Annotated in this window: 12 protein-coding genes; 5 read left to right on the top strand and 7 right to left on the bottom strand. The window is 72.3% G+C overall.

Features of this window, described 5'->3' with window-relative positions; translation table 11 throughout:
• Nucleotides 1–50 precede the first annotated feature (50 nt).
• Entirely contained in the window at nucleotides 51–1,349 is a 1,299-nt protein-coding gene (locus ACSNN7_RS01735; protein ID WP_436678712.1) for an ABC transporter substrate-binding protein, read from the bottom strand.
• Nucleotides 1,350–1,578: 229 nt separating this feature from the next.
• Between ACSNN7_RS01735 and ACSNN7_RS01740 the strand changes: the two genes are divergently transcribed.
• Complete coding sequence (locus tag ACSNN7_RS01740) at nucleotides 1,579–2,778, top strand: ROK family transcriptional regulator (protein ID WP_436678713.1); 1,200 nt, start codon at nucleotides 1,579–1,581, stop codon at nucleotides 2,776–2,778.
• A gap of 70 nt (nucleotides 2,779–2,848) precedes the next feature.
• Here ACSNN7_RS01740 and ACSNN7_RS01745 read toward each other — a convergent pair whose 3' ends face one another.
• Nucleotides 2,849–5,260, bottom strand: a complete 2,412-nt coding sequence (locus tag ACSNN7_RS01745) for a SpoIIE family protein phosphatase (protein WP_436678714.1) — start codon at nucleotides 5,258–5,260, stop codon at nucleotides 2,849–2,851.
• Nucleotides 5,261–5,649: 389 nt separating this feature from the next.
• Here ACSNN7_RS01745 and ACSNN7_RS01750 point away from each other — a divergent pair, with 389 nt between their 5' ends.
• Both ACSNN7_RS01750 and ACSNN7_RS01755 read left to right on the top strand, forming a co-directional pair.
• Entirely contained in the window at nucleotides 5,650–6,855 is a 1,206-nt protein-coding gene (locus tag ACSNN7_RS01750; RefSeq protein ID WP_436678715.1) for a glycoside hydrolase family 64 protein, read from the top strand.
• Between the two features lie 242 nt (nucleotides 6,856–7,097).
• Nucleotides 7,098–8,477 carry a hypothetical protein gene (locus tag ACSNN7_RS01755; protein WP_436678716.1) on the top strand — a complete coding sequence of 460 codons (1,380 nt, stop codon included), beginning with the start codon at nucleotides 7,098–7,100 and terminating at the stop codon, nucleotides 8,475–8,477.
• Nucleotides 8,478–8,599: 122 nt separating this feature from the next.
• Here the strand turns inward: ACSNN7_RS01755 and ACSNN7_RS01760 are convergent, their stop codons facing one another.
• Nucleotides 8,600–9,481, bottom strand: coding sequence for an SDR family oxidoreductase (locus tag ACSNN7_RS01760; protein ID WP_436678717.1), 882 nt, complete (start codon nucleotides 9,479–9,481; stop codon nucleotides 8,600–8,602).
• A 115-nt stretch (nucleotides 9,482–9,596) separates the two neighbouring features.
• Between ACSNN7_RS01760 and ACSNN7_RS01765 the strand changes: the two genes are divergently transcribed.
• Nucleotides 9,597–10,280, top strand: coding sequence for a TetR family transcriptional regulator (locus ACSNN7_RS01765; protein ID WP_436678718.1), 684 nt, complete (start codon nucleotides 9,597–9,599; stop codon nucleotides 10,278–10,280).
• A 96-nt stretch (nucleotides 10,281–10,376) separates the two neighbouring features.
• Complete coding sequence (locus ACSNN7_RS01770) at nucleotides 10,377–11,315, top strand: alpha/beta fold hydrolase (RefSeq protein ID WP_436678719.1); 939 nt, start codon at nucleotides 10,377–10,379, stop codon at nucleotides 11,313–11,315.
• A 181-nt stretch (nucleotides 11,316–11,496) separates the two neighbouring features.
• On the opposite strand, the gene ACSNN7_RS01775 is transcribed toward ACSNN7_RS01770, so the two are convergent.
• The 4 genes from ACSNN7_RS01775 to ACSNN7_RS01790 form a co-directional block, all read right to left on the bottom strand.
• Complete coding sequence (locus ACSNN7_RS01775) at nucleotides 11,497–13,368, bottom strand: HAMP domain-containing sensor histidine kinase (protein ID WP_436678720.1); 1,872 nt, start codon at nucleotides 13,366–13,368, stop codon at nucleotides 11,497–11,499.
• A gap of 1 nt (nucleotide 13,369) precedes the next feature.
• Nucleotides 13,370–14,080 carry a response regulator transcription factor gene (locus ACSNN7_RS01780; RefSeq protein WP_436678721.1) on the bottom strand — a complete coding sequence of 237 codons (711 nt, stop codon included), beginning with the start codon at nucleotides 14,078–14,080 and terminating at the stop codon, nucleotides 13,370–13,372.
• A 350-nt stretch (nucleotides 14,081–14,430) separates the two neighbouring features.
• Nucleotides 14,431–15,111, bottom strand: coding sequence for a hypothetical protein (locus ACSNN7_RS01785; RefSeq protein WP_436678722.1), 681 nt, complete (start codon nucleotides 15,109–15,111; stop codon nucleotides 14,431–14,433).
• A 275-nt stretch (nucleotides 15,112–15,386) separates the two neighbouring features.
• Nucleotides 15,387–16,610 (bottom strand): hypothetical protein, encoded by a 1,224-nt coding sequence (locus ACSNN7_RS01790; RefSeq protein ID WP_436678723.1) that lies wholly within the window; start codon nucleotides 16,608–16,610, stop codon nucleotides 15,387–15,389.
• Nucleotides 16,611–16,627 lie beyond the last annotated feature (17 nt).

Genomic DNA, 16,627 nt, shown 5'->3' on the forward strand with positions numbered 1-16,627 from the left:
GTGGTCGTGGGAGGGTCGGCGATCCCTCCCACGACCACCGCTCCGGCGGGTCAGCGCAGCTGCTGCTGGGCCCGGGTGAGCTTCTGCCGGATGGAGTCCTCGGTGACCGGCTTGCCGCTCGCGGCGTCGGCGAACAGTTCCTTGATGGCGGTGCCGACCAGCGTCTCGAAGGTGCTCTCGTTGGGCACCTGGGGCAGCGGCGCGGCCGTGGTGGCCAGCACCTCCTGGAGCACCTTCTGCTCGGGGGCGGCGAAGGCGGGGTCGGCGGCGACGGTCTTGACGGCCGGCAGCGAGCCGTACGTCTTGTTGAGGGCCACCTGCTCGGCGTCGCTGGTCATGAACTTGACGAACTCCAGCGCGCCGTCCTTGTTCTTGGTGTGCTTGAACACGGCGATGTTGATCCCGGCGACCATGCTGTTGACCTTCTTGCCGCCGGCCGGCGGGGTGGCCGGGAACGGCACCGGGGCGACCCCGTACGCGTCGGGGGCCATGTTCTGCGACTTCAGGTTCGAGCCGGCCGCCTGCCAGAGCAGCATGGCCGCCTTGCCGTTGGCGAAGTCGGAGACGGCCTGGTTCTGCGCGTACTCGGCGTTGCTCGGGTTGACGATCTTGTCGACGGCCATCAGGTCGACGTACCGCTTCACCGCCGCGACGTTCTGCGGGGTGTCGAACGTCGGCTTGCCGGCGGAGTCGAACCACTCGCCGCCGTACTGCTGGCCGAAGGTGAAGGCGTGGTGGGCGTTCTCCGAGGGGTTGGCGCCCTCGACGGCGAGGCCCCACTTGCCGTTGCCGGTGAGCTTGCGGCCGTACTCGGCGACCTGCTCCCAGGTGGTCGGCGGGGTGGTGAGGCCGGCGTCGGCGAACGCCTTCTTGTTGTAGTAGAGGGCGTACGACAGGCTGTAGATCGGCACGGCGGCCGGCGGCTTGCCGGGCGCGCCGGCGGCGGCGAGCGCGGCGGGGACGAACCGGTCCTTGCCGCCGACCTTGGCCAGCGTCGCGTCGTCGAACTCGACCATGGCCCCGGTCGCCTGCATCGACGCCGACCAGGTGTTGCCGATGTTGACCACGTCCGGCCCCTGCCCGGAGGCGGCGGCGGCGAGCAGCCGGTTGAGCAGGTCGGACCAGGGCACGACCTCGACGTTGACCTTGATGCCGGTCTGCTTCTCGAACTTGTCGAGCTCCGGCTGGAGGATCTGCTTGTCCGCCTCCAGGCTGGGGCCCTGGTTGCTGGCCCAGTAGGTGAGGGTCTTGGCGGACCCGCTGCCCGCGTCGCCGGCGTCGCCGCAGGCGGTCAGCGAGGCGGCGGCCAGCACGGCCGCGGTCAGTATCCCGAGGTGTCGTCTCGACACGGTGATGCCCTTCCGGTTGCAGTGGTGGGGGACCGGTGGGCACCCGTCGGGGGGACGGAGGTGACGGGCGGCCGACCGGGCGGTGGTGCGGGGGGCGACGGCGATCCGGCGCCCCGAGGGCTTACATCACGCCTTAATTAATGTCGTCATTAAAGTGGTTGTCTCCAGGGCCGTCAAGCATGGGCACGTACAGTCGCCCGGTCGGGCCGAGGAGGATACGAGGTGGCGAGTGGAGCTGGCGCGAGCGACGAACCGGGGGCTCCGGCTGCGCAACCGGTCCGCCCTGCTGACGAAGGTCTTCCTCGACGGCCCGCTGACCCGGCAGGACCTGGTACGCAGCAGCGGGCTGAGCCAGCCCGCGGTGAGCAACGTCGTCGGTGACCTGATCGACGAGGGGCTGGTCGTCGAGGCCGGCGCGGCCTCCTCCGACGGGGGACGGCCCAGCATGATGCTCCGGGTCGCGCCGAACTTCGCCGCCGTCATCGGCGTCGACGTCGGGGAGACCCGGGTACGCGTCGAGCTGTTTGATCTCGCGATGACCCTGCTCGCCAGCGTCGAGTACCCGCTGGACCCGGCCCGCACCGAGCCCGCCGCGGTGGCCGGCCACGTGCTGGCCGGCGTCGACGCGGTGACCGCCCGCGCCCGGGTGGCGCCGGCGGACGTGCTCGGCGTCGGCATCGGCGTCTCCGGGGTGGTCGAACAGGGCGGCCAGGCCGTGGTGCACGCCCAGGCCCTCGGGTGGGACCGGGTGCCGCTGCAACGGCTGATCGCCGACGGCACCGACCTGCCGCTGCACATCGACAACGGCGCCAAGACCCTCGGCCAGGCGGAGATGTGGTTCGGCGCCGGCCGGGGCGCCCGGCACGCGGTCTTCGCCCTGGTCGGCTCCGGGGTCGGCGCCGCCGTGGTGACCAACGGGATCACCTACCGGGGAGCGTCCAGCAGCGCCGGCGAGTGGGGGCACACCACCCTGATGTACGGCGGCCGGGCCTGTCGCTGCGGGGCGCGCGGCTGCCTGGAGGCCTACGTCGGGGCCGAGGCGATCATCGACCGCTACCGGGAGGCCCGCCGGGGCCGGCCGGTGCCCGGCGAGGACGAGGAGTCTCAACTCTCCGCCCTGGTGGACGCGGCGGCGACCTCGGCCACCGCCCGGCGGGTGCTCGACGAGACCGCCGGCTACCTCGGCGCCGGAGTGGCGAACCTGATCAACCTGTTCAACCCGGAACGCGTGGTGCTCGGCGGCTGGGCCGCGATGGCGCTCGGCGACCTGCTGCCGGCCATCCGGGCCGCCGCCGGCCAGCAGGCGCTGCGCCAGCCGTACGAGCAGGCGTCGATCCAGCTCGGCCGGCTGGGCGTGGACGCGGTCGCGCTGGGCGCGGCCACCCTGCCGATCGCCCGCCTGCTCGCCTCCGGCGGCGTACGGGACTGACCGGGCCCGGGTGGCCGGCCTCGCCGGCGGCCAGGATGGGACGACCTGGACCCGGTGGTGCGACGACGCGTCAGGGCCGTCCCTGGGCGGGGTCGAGTTCGAACCAGACCGTCTTGCCGGTCCCGGGCAGCGGTGCGGATCCCCAGGCGTGGGCGAGGCGCTCGATGATGTGCAGGCCCCGGCCCGTGTCGCTGTAACCGTCGACGGGGCGCTTGACGGGTCGCCGGTTGCTGCTGTCGTGCACGTCGATGCGGAGTCGCCGGCCCAGGGTCATGCGGACCTCCACGTCGCCCGCGGTGTGCTGCACCGCGTTGGTGATGACCTCGCCGAGGAGGAGGGACGCGTCCTCGCGGAGGGGGTGCTGGTCCCAGGCGGCGAGGATGTCCGCGGCGAAGTGACGGGCGGCCGAGACGGTGGCGGCGTCGCCGCGGAAGCGCCGCCGGGCGGTGCGCGGCCCGGGCGCCGGCTCAGCGTCGACCGTCAGCGCGAGGATGGCCACGTCGTCGCGGCGCGGACGGGGCCCGACGCTGGCGCTCAGGAGGTGGTCGACCAGATCTTCCGGGTCGTCCGTCGGCGCCGAGTCCAGCGCGGAGCACAGGTCGGTGAGGCCCTGGTCGAGCGGATAGCGGCGATCTTCGACGAGGCCGTCGGTGTAGAGGACGAGATTGCATCCGGTGGGCAGCAGGAAGGTGGTGTCGGGGTAGTGGGCGCCACGGACGCCCAGTGGTGGCCCGGTCCTGAGGTCCAGGCTGCGGGCGGGGCCGCCGGCGCGCAGCACGGGCGGGGGGTGCCCGGCGAGCACCGCCGTCGCAGTTCCCTCGGCCAGGTGCAGCTCCAGGTAGCAGCAGGTGGCCATGGCATGGGTCTCGAACTGCAGCAGCAGGTGGTTCACCCGGTGCATCACGCCGGCGGGGCTGTGTCCGTCGGCGGCGTAGGCGCGTATCGCGTTGCGTAGCTGGCCCATCGCGGCCGCTGCCTGAGGGCTGTGGCCGGCGACGTCCCCGATGACGACCGCTGCGGTGTCCGGACCGAGCTGGATGACGTCGTACCAGTCGCCACCGATGTCCGCGCCGTGTGTCCAGGGCAGGTACCGCACGGCGTGCCGTGCGCCGCGCAGGGTGGGTAGCACGGCCGGCAGCAGGGCCCGTTGCAGGTCCGCCGCGATCGACATCTGGGCCTGGAACAGCAGGGCCCGCTGCAACGCCTGGGCAGCCAGCCGGCTGAAGGCGATCAGATTCTCCCGCTCCTCGTCGTCGAACTCCTGTGGCCGGGGGTAACCGATCACGAGTGCGCCGAGCACCTGCCCGCCGGTGCTCAGCGGCAGGAAGGCCCACGCCGCCCGGCTCCCACCGGATATGGCGGTGCGCGGATCGGGTTGCGCCGCGGCGAACTCCTCCGGCGAGCAGAGGTAGCGTGGCTCGCCCGTGATGCTGACCCCCGTCGCCGGGTAGGGGTGCGACAGGGGCAGATCGCGCAGCGCTTCGACGACGTGGTCCTCGTATCCGTGGTGGTAGCTGAGCGTGAGCCGGTCCTGCTCGGTGAGCAGGACCGCGAGGCTGTTGCCGCCTGCGGACGGTCGCACGACCGTGCCCATCGCGGCGTACACCTCGTCGGGGGTGCTGGCCGCGACCAGAGCGGCGGTGACGGCCTGCAACGCCGCGGTGCGGGTCGCGGCGGCGCGGACCTGCGCCGCCGTGTCGACGAGCTGCTTCTGCTGGCCGACCTGTTCGGTGACGTCCCGGTACGACACCGCGACGACGTCGAGGTCGACGCGGGCGACCTTCAGGTCCCACACCTGTCCGGTCGCGGGGGAGGTCAACTGCCGGCGCCAGGGCTCTCCGCTGGCGGCGACCTCGCGGTAGTGCGTGAGCAGGCTCAGCTCCGTGGTCCCCGAGGGCCTTTCGCCGACCCGCTGGCCGACGAGTTGCTCGACCGTGCGACCGGCAAGCTTGGCGCCGACCTGGTTGACGTACTCGATGGTGAAATCCACGATCGCGCCGGCGTCGTCCCGGACCGCCCGCAGGAGGGCGAACCCGTCGAAGGCCGCGTCGAGCGCCTCGTAGAGTCGGACACCGCCCTCGGTCTGCGCCCCCATGGTCAGCTTGCTCAGGTCGACGAACCGGGCAATGAATCCGTCACCGAACGGCACCACCCGGAACTCGAAGTGCCCCGCGACGCTCGCCCGGTCGTAGTACACGGTGCGGACCGCCGGCACCCGCTCCTGCACCACCTGCCGATAGAACGGCAGCGTGCCGTCGGTGACCGTGTCCGGCCACAGCTCCCGGTACCGCCGGCCGATCAGCTCCTCCCGCGGCCGCCCGAGAAACCGGCCGCCGGCCTCGTTGAGGTAGTCCAGCCTGAAGTCGGTGATGACACCGTCCTGATCACGGATCGCAGCGGCCACCGCGCAACCGTGGGGATCGGTGTCGAGCAAGGCCACCAGGTCGGCCGACGGCGCGGTGCCCGCCACGTCTCCGCTCACCGCCACCCCCCTCGCCCCACCGCCGCTCAACAGCCTAACCGGGCCAACCGCGCGCACCGGCCCGCCGGTCATCGGTCCGGGCCCTGGGCGGAGACAGCTGCCGGTCGATCGGCCCGTGGCCGTGGCCGAGCGGTAGGCCAGGAGCACTCCGGCCTGATGTCGGACAGCTGATCGACGTGGAAACTTCCCGGCAACAATCCAGGGCGCAGACATTGACAGATCTCGTTGAAAGCGTGAAGCTGAGAGCGCTCTCACGCCGCTTGGGGTCCCTCTTCCCCCTGGTCGACGTGGAGCGACTGTCGGTGGCTGTGCTCGCCGGCGCGTACCGGCCGCCAGCCGTCAGTGCTTCACATTCCGCTGCGTGGATCCATCTGACGAGGAGAAGTGCTGTGCGTGTCAGAAGAAAGGTGTTGGCCGCCATGGCCACCGCCGCGGTGACGCTCGCCGGCGGGCTCGCCGCGGTCGTCTCGACGTCCCCCGTGCAGGCCGCCGTGCCCGGCTCCAGCATCCCGCTGGTCTTCAAGAACAACTCGGGCCGCAGCGAGCAGATCTACATCTACGTCCTCGGCACCATCCTCGACGGTTCCGGCCGCCAGGGCTGGGCCGACGCCTCCGGCGCCTTCCACCAGTGGCCCGCCGGCGCGCCCGTGCCGGTCCCGGCCCCGGACGCCTCGATCCCGGGCCCGGCCAACGGCCAGACGAAGACCATCAACCTGCCGAAGTTCTCCGGCCGCGTGTACTTCTCGTACGGCCAGAAGCTGATTTTCAAGCTGGCCACCGGCGGTCTCGTCCAGCCGTCGCTGGCCAACCCGACCGACCCGAACACGAACATCCTCTTCAACTGGTCCGAGTACACGCTGAACAACGACGGCCTGTGGATCAACTCCACGCAGGTCGACATGTTCTCGGCGCCGTACGCCGTGGGCCTCAGGAAGTCCAACGGCCAGGTCGTCAGCACGGGCCGGCTCAGGCCGGGCGGGTACCACGGCTTCTTCAAGGCCCTGCAGGGCCAGCCGGGTGGCTGGGCGAACCTGATCAAGCGCCGCCCGGACGGCACCATCCTGCGCGCCCTGGCCCCGAGCCACGGCATCGGCAACGGCGCGCCGTCGCTGGCCGGCGCCATGGACGGCTACGTCAACCAGGTCTGGAGCAAGTACTCCGGCCAGGACCTGGTCGTCACCCCGATCGCCGACCTGCCGAACAACAAGTACTACGGCCGCGTCTCGGGCAGCACGATGACGTTCCGCGACGGCTCCGGCGGCATCGTGACCAGCTTCGTCAAGCCCAGCACCGACAGCATCTGGGGCTGCTACAAGCACCTGGACGCGCCGAACGACGTGCGGGGCCAGATCTCCCGCACACTGTGCGCCGGGTTCAACCGGTCGACGCTGCTGAGCCACTCGAACCAGCCGCACAACGTGCCGACGGACTTCTACAAGGACGTCTCCACGAACCACTACTCCCGCAAGATCCACGCGCAGATGGTGGACGGGAAGGCGTACGGCTTCGCCTTCGACGACGTGGGCGCCCACGAGTCGCTCGTGCACGACGGCTCACCGACGACCGCCTACATCACGCTCGACCCGTTCGACTGATCACCCACCGGCGGCGCCGGCTCCCGTACCCGGGGGCCGGCGGTGGGCGTCGGACGGGCCGAGTCCGCCCCTTCCGGACCGCTGCCTCAGGTGCCGTCCCGACGCCAACTCTGCCGGCCAGTCGGTGCGGGCCGCCGACCGCCGGCGGGCCCTACCGGATGACCACACCGGTCGCACACCTTCCGCACAACTGCCGACTGTACTGATCCACGACAGTCATCAACGTTGACGAGGAGGCGACGGTGACGGAGACGGACGGCCGGCGGCGTACGGGCGGGCGGAAGGCTTTCATGGCCGCGGTGGCGAGCGTGGTGGCCACGCTGGTCGCGGCGCAGGTATTCACCGCCAGTGCGGGCACCGTGACGATGGCGGGCCCCGACCCGTCGGCGCCTGGCCCACACGCGGTGCGCACGGTCGCGTACACCCTCGGTGACACCGCGTTCCAGGTGCCGGGATTCCATGCTGGGGACGGGTCGCGGCTCGCGGACATCGAGCTGGCCGGCGCGGTGCACTACCCGGCGGATGTCGGCCACGGGGGGCACCCGCTGGTGCTGCTCTCGCACGGGCTGTGGGAGACCTGCGCCGACAGGCGGGCGGGCGCGGCGTGGGAGTCGGCCTTCCGCAGGCTCTACGGCCCTGACCCGCTGTCGGATCCCGCCGAGCGGGAGCGCCTGGAGGCGGTGCTGGACAAAAACGGTGCGGCGTTGAACCGGTGGCCGTGTGCGGCGGGCGTGCCGGCGTTGCCGAGCTATCGGGGCTACGACTACCTAGCTCAACGGCTGGCCAGCCACGGCTTCGTGGTGGTGTCGATCAGCGCCAACGGCATCAACGTCGGCGAGGGCGGAGAGCCTCAGGACATGGCGCGTGCCACCCTGATCAACAAGCACCTTCAGCTGTGGCAGCAGCTTGCCACCAGGGGCCGCGGTCCACTGGCCGGCCGGTTCGTGGACGGGCGGGGACGGCCGGCGCAGGTCGACTTCGCCGGGCACGTGGACCTGACCAACGTCGGTACCCTCGGCCACTCCCGCGGCGGCCGGGGCGTGATGTGGCAGGCAGCTGACGCACACCGAAACCAGTGGCCGTCCGGGGTGCAAGTGAAGGCGGTGGTTCCGCTCGAGCCGGCCGGCTACTACACGCCCGACGACCGTCCCCGACCGGAGTACCAGGTCACCAAGATCCCGTTCGTCGCCGTTGGCGGCGCCTGTGACCTGGCCGTCGGGCTTCACGGACCGAGTCAGTACGTGACCGACGTCCACGGCGCGAACACGGCGCCCGTGCACCAAATCACCGTGCGCGGCGCCAACCACAACTTCTTCAACACGCAGTGGTCCCCCCGCAGCGGCCAGGTCATGGCCCACGACGAGGTGCACGAGCACCGGATACTGGCTCCCGGCGAGCAGCTGCCACCACCGGGACGCTGCGTCGCGGTCGACACGGACACCGAGGAGCGCCAACTCGACGAGGACGATCAGCGCCGCGTCGCCCTCACCTACGTCACTGCATTCTTCCTCCGCTACCTGGACGGCCGGACCGACCTCGACCCGACGCTGACCGGCCGGGAACACCCACTGGCCGACGTCGCCGACGTGCGGGTAACGGTGACACGGCCGGTGCGACGGTGAGCGCTTCGTTGGTGCGTCCGCTGTCGTCACCGTCGGTCCCGGTCCCACCGCGATCACCCCTCGGGTGGCGGCTGATCCTCAGCCGCCACCCGACAGCTCGCCGCCGCGCTCGTACGCGGCGGTCAGCCCAGCACTGCGCCGAGGCCGAGTGAGCTGAGCAGCCGGTCGGTCGGTTCCTTGGTGCCGGCGTTGATGGCCTCGACGGCTTCGCCGAGCATGAACCGGTCGACGCTGACGCGTTCCGGGCGCTTCCCGGCCGGGGCGTCGACGAGGTCGGCGATCGTGTCGGCCACCTCGCGCGGGTCCGGCGGCTGCGGCGAGGCGAAGATGGCCCCGACGTTCTGCATGAAGGCTCCGGTCAGGGCCAGCACGTCGGCGTAGTCGCCGACGCGGCTCTCGTCGGCCCCGAGGACCTGCGAGGTGGCCAGGTTGGTGGGGAACGCGCCGGGCTGGATGATCGACACGTCGATGCCGAGCGGGCGCAGCTCGTAGCGGTAGGCCTGGGCCAGCGCCTCCAGGCCGAACTTGCTCGCCGAGTAGGCGCCCATGCCCGGGAGAGTCAGGCGGCCGGCGCCGCTGGAGACAAAGACGAGCAGGCCGGCGCGGCGCTGCCGCAGCTGCGGCAGGACGGCGCGGGTGACGCGCTGCGGCCCCACCACGTTGGTGTCCAGGACGTCCTGAAGCTGCTGGCTGGTGACGCTCTCCCCGACACCGGTGATCGCGTACGCGGCGTTGTTCACCACGCCGTCGAGCCGGCCGGCCTGCTCGACGGCGGCGGCGACACCCGCGTCGACGGACTCGTCGCTGCGCACGTCCATGGGCACGACCAGGATCCGCCCGGCCGTGCCGGCGCCGTACCTGATCAGGCTGTCCGCCTGGGCCTGGTCCTTGCCCTGCGGGTCACGCATGGTGCCGATCACGGTGTGGCCCCGCGCGGCGAGCACCTCGGCGGTGCGTCGGCCGAGGCCGCTCGAGGTACCCGTCACCAGGATGGTCTGCGGCATTGTCATGTCTCCTCGCTGCGCGGTGCCGAACTTCGGTATACACATGTTTACCGAACCGCTCGCGGTTCTGTCAACACCTGTATACCGACTCGGTGAACGGCCGTATACTCGTGCGATGACTACCACCGGGCCCACCGGCGGCGCGGCCCCGGGCCGCGGCGCCCGGCGTGAGAGCACCCGCGCGGCGATCCTGCACGCCGCGCGCGAGGCATGGTCCGAGCACGGGTACGACGACATCGGGCTGCGCGACATCGCCGGCCGCGCCGGGGTCACCGCCGCGATGGTCAACCGCTACTTCGGCACCAAGGAAGGACTGTTCCGGGAGGCGGTGGGCACCCGCGATCCCAGCCCGCCCGGCCTGCATTCCATCTCCCGCGAAGAGTTCGGGACGACCCTGGCCGCCCTGCTGCTCGGCGGCGGCCACGAGCCGGTGGCGCACGGCGACGAGGGTGCCTACGACCCGCTGCTCCTCGTCCTGCGCTCCGCCGCCAGCCACGCCGCCCAGCCCGTGCTGCGCGACTACGTCGAGCAGACGGTCATCCCGCCCCTCACCACCTACTTCGGCGACGACGACCCGGCCGCCAAAGAACGCGCCGTCCTGGCACTGTCCCTCCTGCTGGGCATGGATGTGCTCGGCCGCATGCTCGCGGTCGCGCCGCTCGACGCCGGACCACCGCCCAGCGATCAGCCGCCGAAACCCAACGCCCGGCTCGCCGGTGTCCTCAGCGCCATGCTGCAGGCAGCAGCCGACGCACCCGGTACGGCACCGTGGATCAACGGCCCGGCGAGCGCCGAATAACCGGCTCCGCCGCAAACTCCGGGCTCCGGGGGCACCACGACGAGATCAGGACAACGCCCTCACAGGTCCATGACAACCTCTCGATACAAGTCATGCATGACGTTCATCTCGCGGAGGACGCGCCGCCAGGCGCTCGCCGCCACCCTGATTGCGCTGGCGCTCACCCTGGCCGGCGCCGTGTGGGCGGGAACGACCTCGGTCGACCGGCCCCACCCCTTGAGCATCACCGCCAGCCCGGCTCCCACGTCCCCCCTGACCGGCCCAAGCGGGACATCCTCGTCCCCGCGAACGAAGCACCCGTCGCCACGACCGACCGACAAGCCGTCCGACCCCAGGTACACCACCCGCGCACCGAACGGGACGCTCGTCAACACGTGCGTGCCGAAGGCGCTGCACAGCAGGACACTCAGCCTGCGGACCTCCGACGGCATCCGGCTCTCCGCCCTGGTGCTCGGCAGCGGGCCGAACGGCATCGTCCTCGCACACGAACACGGTTACACCATCTGCTCCTGGCTGGACCTCGCCCAGACCTTGGCCGACCGCGGCTACCACGTGATCGTGTTCGACCACCGTAACCACGGCGCCTCCGGAATCGACAAGAGCGAGGAGAACACCTACATCGACCGCGACATCCTGGCCGCGGGGCAGGAGCTCACCCGTCGCGGCGTGACCCGGATCCTCGCCGGAGGCGCGTCCTGCGGCGGCACCGGAACAGTGGTCGCCGCACCAAGAATTCCGGGCTTCATCGGCCTCGTCGTCATGGCCTCGCCGAGAGTCTGCGGGAAGATCAACGCCCTCAAGGTGATCACGTCGGTCACGAGACCGTCGTTGTTCGCGGTCTCGCCGGGTGACTACGGCGACGCCATGGAAAGGGAGGTCCGAGGGCTGCACAAGGCGTCCGGCGCGAAGGACAAGCGACTCGTCATCGTCGACGGCGGCTCGCACGGGACGGACATGCTGAGGAGCAGGGAGGGGCCCGCCCTGGAGGCGAAGCTTCTCGCGTTCATCGCGGACGCGTTCCGCGTCGCGGGTTGAGCCAACCTACCCCGCGGCCCCGCAGGTGACGCCCCGGCTGACCCACCGCGCCCGGCGCCCTGGGTCAGCCGGCCGGGCGCCCTACCTCTTCCTGCCGGGAGGTCTCCGGCCGTCGCGGAGCCTTCGGCTGTCGATGCCGGATACGGCGCGCCCCTCGACCAACGCCGTGGGCTGGACCTCGTCAGAGGTTCGTCACCGCCGGGGCGGTCACTCGTCGCGGATGCTTCGGGCCGTGAGGGATTCCGGTCGGCAGTCGGATGGTGAAGGTCGAGCCCCTGCCCGGGGTGCTGGCCGCGGAGACCGTCCCACCGTGCGCCTCGACGAGTTTCCGAACGATGGCGAGGCCGAGCCCACTGCCTGCGGTCTGCCGGCTACGCGACTTCTCGGCCCGCCAGAAGCGGTCGAAGACCCGCGGCAGGTCTTCGGCCTCGATCCCGGTCCCGGTATCGGTCACCTCGATGAGGACGTCGTCGCCGGTGGATTCGGCGCGGATCGTCACGGCGCCGCCGGTGGGAGTGTGGCGCAGCGCGTTGGCGACCAGATTGCCGATGGCTTGGCGGAGGCGGACCGGGTCGGCGATCAGCACGGGGGCCGCCTCCGCTCGGGTGGACAGTGTGACGCCGGCGCGCTCTGCCCGTTCGCCGTTGGCGTTGGCGACCTGGTTGACCAGATCCGTGACGTCGACGAGTTGCCGGTGCAGGGTCAATGCGCCGGCGTCGGCTGCCGCCAGGTCCTGGAGATCGTCGATGATGTGCTGCAGCAGGAGTGCCTCCTCCAGCAGCGAGAGAATCAACTCCCGGTCGCGCGCGACGATGCCGTCTTCGGCCGCTTCCAGCCAGCCGCGGATGTTGCTGACCGGCGTGCGCAACTCGTGCGCGACGTCGCTGACCATCGTCCGACGCAGCTCTTCCAGTCGTTCGCGGCGTTCGGACATCTCGTTGAACACCGCCGCCAGCCGAGCGATCTCGTCGCGGCCGGTGACCTTGACGCGGGCGGGACCGTTCCCGTCCCGCATGCGCCGGGTGGCGGCGATGAGCGCGTGCAGCGGTCTGACCAGCCGGATGCCGGCCAGCACGGTCACGGTCACGGTCACCAGCAGGACGAGGCCGGCCACCCAGGCGATGCGGGCCGTGTTGGCCGGGGAGAGGTCGAATCCGGCCGGGGCGCCGACTCCCGGTGGGGCGGCGAAGAGCAGCGCCGCCGGTGCGACGTAGGGAGTGAGTTGTTCCCGACGGCTACTGCCGATGCAGTCGGTGACCGACCGGTTGTAGTACGGAAACGGTTGCTCAGCTGACTGCCGGCTCTCGGGCGGCGCCGGCCCGGGCTCGGGGCGCCACCTCTTCCAGGCCGGATCCAGGTCGAGCTGCACCGTGGGTACGTGGCGGCGGTCGAGGCAGGTGTTCACCAACGCGTTGAGCTGGGCCAGCGCCGTGCGCTCCGTCTCGGTCGGCGCTTCGAGGGCGGCTCTGACCGACCCGCAACCGGTGGTACGGGCGGGGTCGGCCCCGGGAGCGTCGAGGTGCGGGCGTCCGCTCGGTCCTTCCACGATGTCGGCGTCGGCTCCGAGCCGAAGGCGGATGCAGTCGGCCGCCTCGGCAGCCGTGGCGCGCAGCTTCGCCCGTTCGTCGGCGGGCAGCAGGAAGGGCCCGACAGCACGAGGGTCGATGCGGTGGGTCGCGGAGTCCGGAGCGAGCGCTGCGTCCACCGCGAGGGGATCGATGGTCACCGACGGGTTGGCGGGTGGCCTGTCCGACCCGGAGCCTGAGTCGGCGACCGGCGTACGGTCCTCGGTCGTGAGGACGATCCGCCGTCCGGTCTCCTGGGCGAGCCGGCGCACCGTCTCGTCGACGCCGGTCCAGTCCCGGTGGGTCGCCCCGTAACCGAGCAGGGTGTCGTAGATGTGGGCGTCGTCGGCCAGGGCCTGGCCCTGCTCGTGCCGGATCGCCCCGGTGGTGGTGCGGACCGCCAGCCAGGCGGTCGCGGCGATGGAACAGACGGAGACCAGCGCAGACAGTGCCAGCAGCCGCAGGAGCAGACTTCGGTGCAGAGGCACGTCACGCGCCATGACGCCGGCCGTCCACGGTGTCGGCCAGCTTGTAGCCGATCCCGAACACGGTCAGCAGGCGGACTGGCTTGCGCGGGTTCGGCTCGATCTTCTTGCGCAGGTTCATGACGTGGGCGTCGATGGTGCGGCTGGTGATGTAGCGGTCGAAGCCGTGGAGGTGTTCGAGCAACTGCTGCCGGGTGAAGGCCCGGCCCGGTTGGGCGGCCATGACGTGCAGGAGTTGGAACTCCGCGGGGGTGCAGTCGACGCGGCGGCCGTCGGCGCTGACCTCGTGCCGAATCGGGTCCACCCGGAGCCCGCCGACCCTCAGCACCGGGTCGGAGCGCGGCTCGCCCCACTTCGTGCGTCGGAGCAGGACGCGCGCCCGCGCCATGAGTTCCCGCGGGCTGTAGGGCTTGGTCATGTAGTCGTCGGCCCCGAGGTCGAGCCCGAGCAGCAGGTCTTCCTCGGTGCAGCGGGCGGTGAGCATGAGCACCGGTAGATCGGACTCCCGGCGCAGGATGCGACACACGTCCAAGCCGTCCACCTTGGGCATCATCACGTCGAGGATGAGCAGGTCGGGCGGTTGCCGGCGGATCTCGTCGAGCGCGTCACGGCCGTTGTGCACCAGGACCACCGAGTGCCCTTCGTGCTCGAGGTATCGGCGCGCCAGGTCGGCCTGCTTCTCGTCGTCCTCGGCGACCATGACGTGTGCGGACATGGCGGCGAGTCTAGGCCCGGTACCGGTCGAAGACGTTCGGCCGACGGAGGCCGACGGCCCCGGCACACAGGATGGGCATCGCTTCCTGACAGGTTCCGCACAACTGGTCGGCGCCCCCAGCGGCATGTCAACCGTTCGCGGGCGCACCGGGCACCTGTGGACGCCAGTGTCCCGGCCCGGCGCGGGGCCGCACGCCTGCGGCGAGCGCAGCAGATCAGGTGCCGGCATCACCTGGCGGGCCCCCGGTGCCCGATCCGCCAGCCACACCTGGCCGGTGCGTCGCCACCGGGGCGGCCCGGAGGCCGCCCCGGCTCACCGACGTGCCCGGACCGACGCGGTGCCACCCCCGGTCACCGCGGGACCCACCCCCGCGCCCGGTTCTGCCCGGGTCGGGATGTCCGCCCGCTCGGCCAGCGCGCGACGTTGGCGCTGAGCCGGCCCGGCCGCGACGCGGGTCGCCACATCGGGTGCACGAGCATCCCGTTCAGCAGGGGGAAGCTGTCCCGCTCGACGTAGCCGTGCCGGCCGTGCAGGACACGCTGGGCGTCGGTGAAGGTCTCCGCGTACGTCGGCAGGCCGACGGTGTCCATCCACCGCTGGCTGCCGGCGAGGACGGCGTCCGCGCGCGCGGCGCGGTCCGGACCGGGCGGCACCGCCAGGATCGCCAGGTGTTGGTGTGCCTGAGTGGGGCGGTGCGCGGCCAGGGCCTGTTCGAGCAGGAGGAATCTCTCCCGGTGTGCGCCACAGGCCGACGCGAGGCGTTCCTCGTACCGGGCGGGTGTCGGGATCGGACGGTAGCGGTGGAACCAGACGGTGGCGGCGGCGCCGGTGCGTAGCAGGAACACGTCGCCGACCAGCAGCGCGTGCTCGGTCCAGATCCGGGCCACGTCGGCCAGCACGAGCGGTCGCTGCCGCTCGTCGGGGACCAGCCAGGCGCCGATGACGGTGGCGTCGAGGCTCGCGGTGACGAGGTCGACGACCCGGCCGACGTCGCACCATCGGGCGCGGACAACAGGTGTGGCAGAGGGCATGGTGCGACTCCTGATCAAGATCATGACCTGGGTACGGCAGGCAGGGCCGACCGGCCGGCCGCCTGGTGGCACCAGACGCCGGTGGTGGTCGACGACACGGGGCCCGCAGGGGGCCTCAGCCCGGCGCGGGCGCCGGAGCGGTCAGGGATGTCCGATGGGGCCGGCCGGCGACGACGTGGCGGGCACGGGCGGCCGTGGCCGAAGTCGGCACGGTGCACCGGCGGCGGGGCGCACGACCGGGTGAGCGTCCGTCCACGGAAGGCCGGCGGCCGGCGTCAGGCGGGTCTGCTCCCGGGCCGGGGTGAGCGGGACGGCAGCCGGTCCGGACCGTCGGGCCGGCAGATCCGCATGCCGGCCGGGGGAGGGGTGAGTGACGCCGTCGAGGCGTCGCCGGCGATCTGGTGCGCGCCGCCGGACGAACCCACGCCGCTGGTGTCGGCGCCCGGCGCGGCGGGGTACGGGGCGATCCCGGGTCGGAGCGGGTGCTGGACGGGGCTCAGGGTGCCACCGCCACCCGCCGTGGACCGCGCCGTCGACCACGACCCGGCCGAGGTGGTGCGCGCCAGGACGGTCGGGGGTCGCTCGGTGCGCGGTGGCGTGACGGACGGCGTCGTCGGCGCTGCCGCCGCGGGAACGGTCGTCGCCGGAGGAGGCGAGTGCCGGGACACGCCGCCCGCCGGGGCCACCCGCTCGATGGGCGGCCGGGGACGGACCCCGACCGGCTGGAGAACGCCCACCACCGGGCGCAGCGGCGCGAGCACCGGATCCAGCGGCGCGAGCACCGGATCGAGGCCACGCAGCACCGGCTCGAGCACCGGGGCCAGGATGGCGCCGACCGGCTTGGTGACCGGCTCCAGCACGGGCGTCAGGACGGCGCCGACGGGCTTGGTGACCGGCTCCAGCACGGGGGTCAGGACGGCGCCGACCGGCTTGGTCACCGGGTCGAGCACAGGGGTCAGGACGGCGCCGACGGGCTTGGTGACCGGCTCCAGGACGGCGCCGACGGGCTTGGTGACCTGGGCGGGCACGGGGGTCGCCGGTGCCGTCACCCGGTTCCGCCCCGGCCGGGGCGTGCTCGCCGCCCCGGTCTTCGTGGGGCGCGGGTGCGCGGTGACGGCTCGGCCCGGCCGGCCGGTCAGGGTGGGCGTCCGGCGCTTCGGCGCCGGCGTCGCGGAAGGGCTGACCTTCGGCGGGGACGACCCGGCCCGGGAGGGCGACGTGGTCGTCGTCCCGCCGCCGCCGGTGGAGCCGGGCCCGGGCGGGGCGTCCGGGGTGTCGGCCGGGACCGTGGGCGGGACCTTCGCGGGGGAGAGGGCCGTCTGGAGCAGGCCGGTCACGCCCCCGACGACCGCGTCCACCGTGACGACGGGTGCCGTGTCGGCGGCGCGTGCCGCCCGATCGTCGCCCGCCTCGTGCCCGATCCAGACGCAGGCGGCCGTGGCGAGCACGAAGCCGAGGCGCAGCGCGAGAGGCGCGAACCGCCCGTTCCGCACGCCCATCACGCACCCCCGGCCTC

The sequence above is a fragment of the Micromonospora sp. URMC 105 genome (genome assembly GCF_051386295.1).
In the GTDB taxonomy this organism is placed as follows: domain Bacteria; phylum Actinomycetota; class Actinomycetes; order Mycobacteriales; family Micromonosporaceae; genus Micromonospora.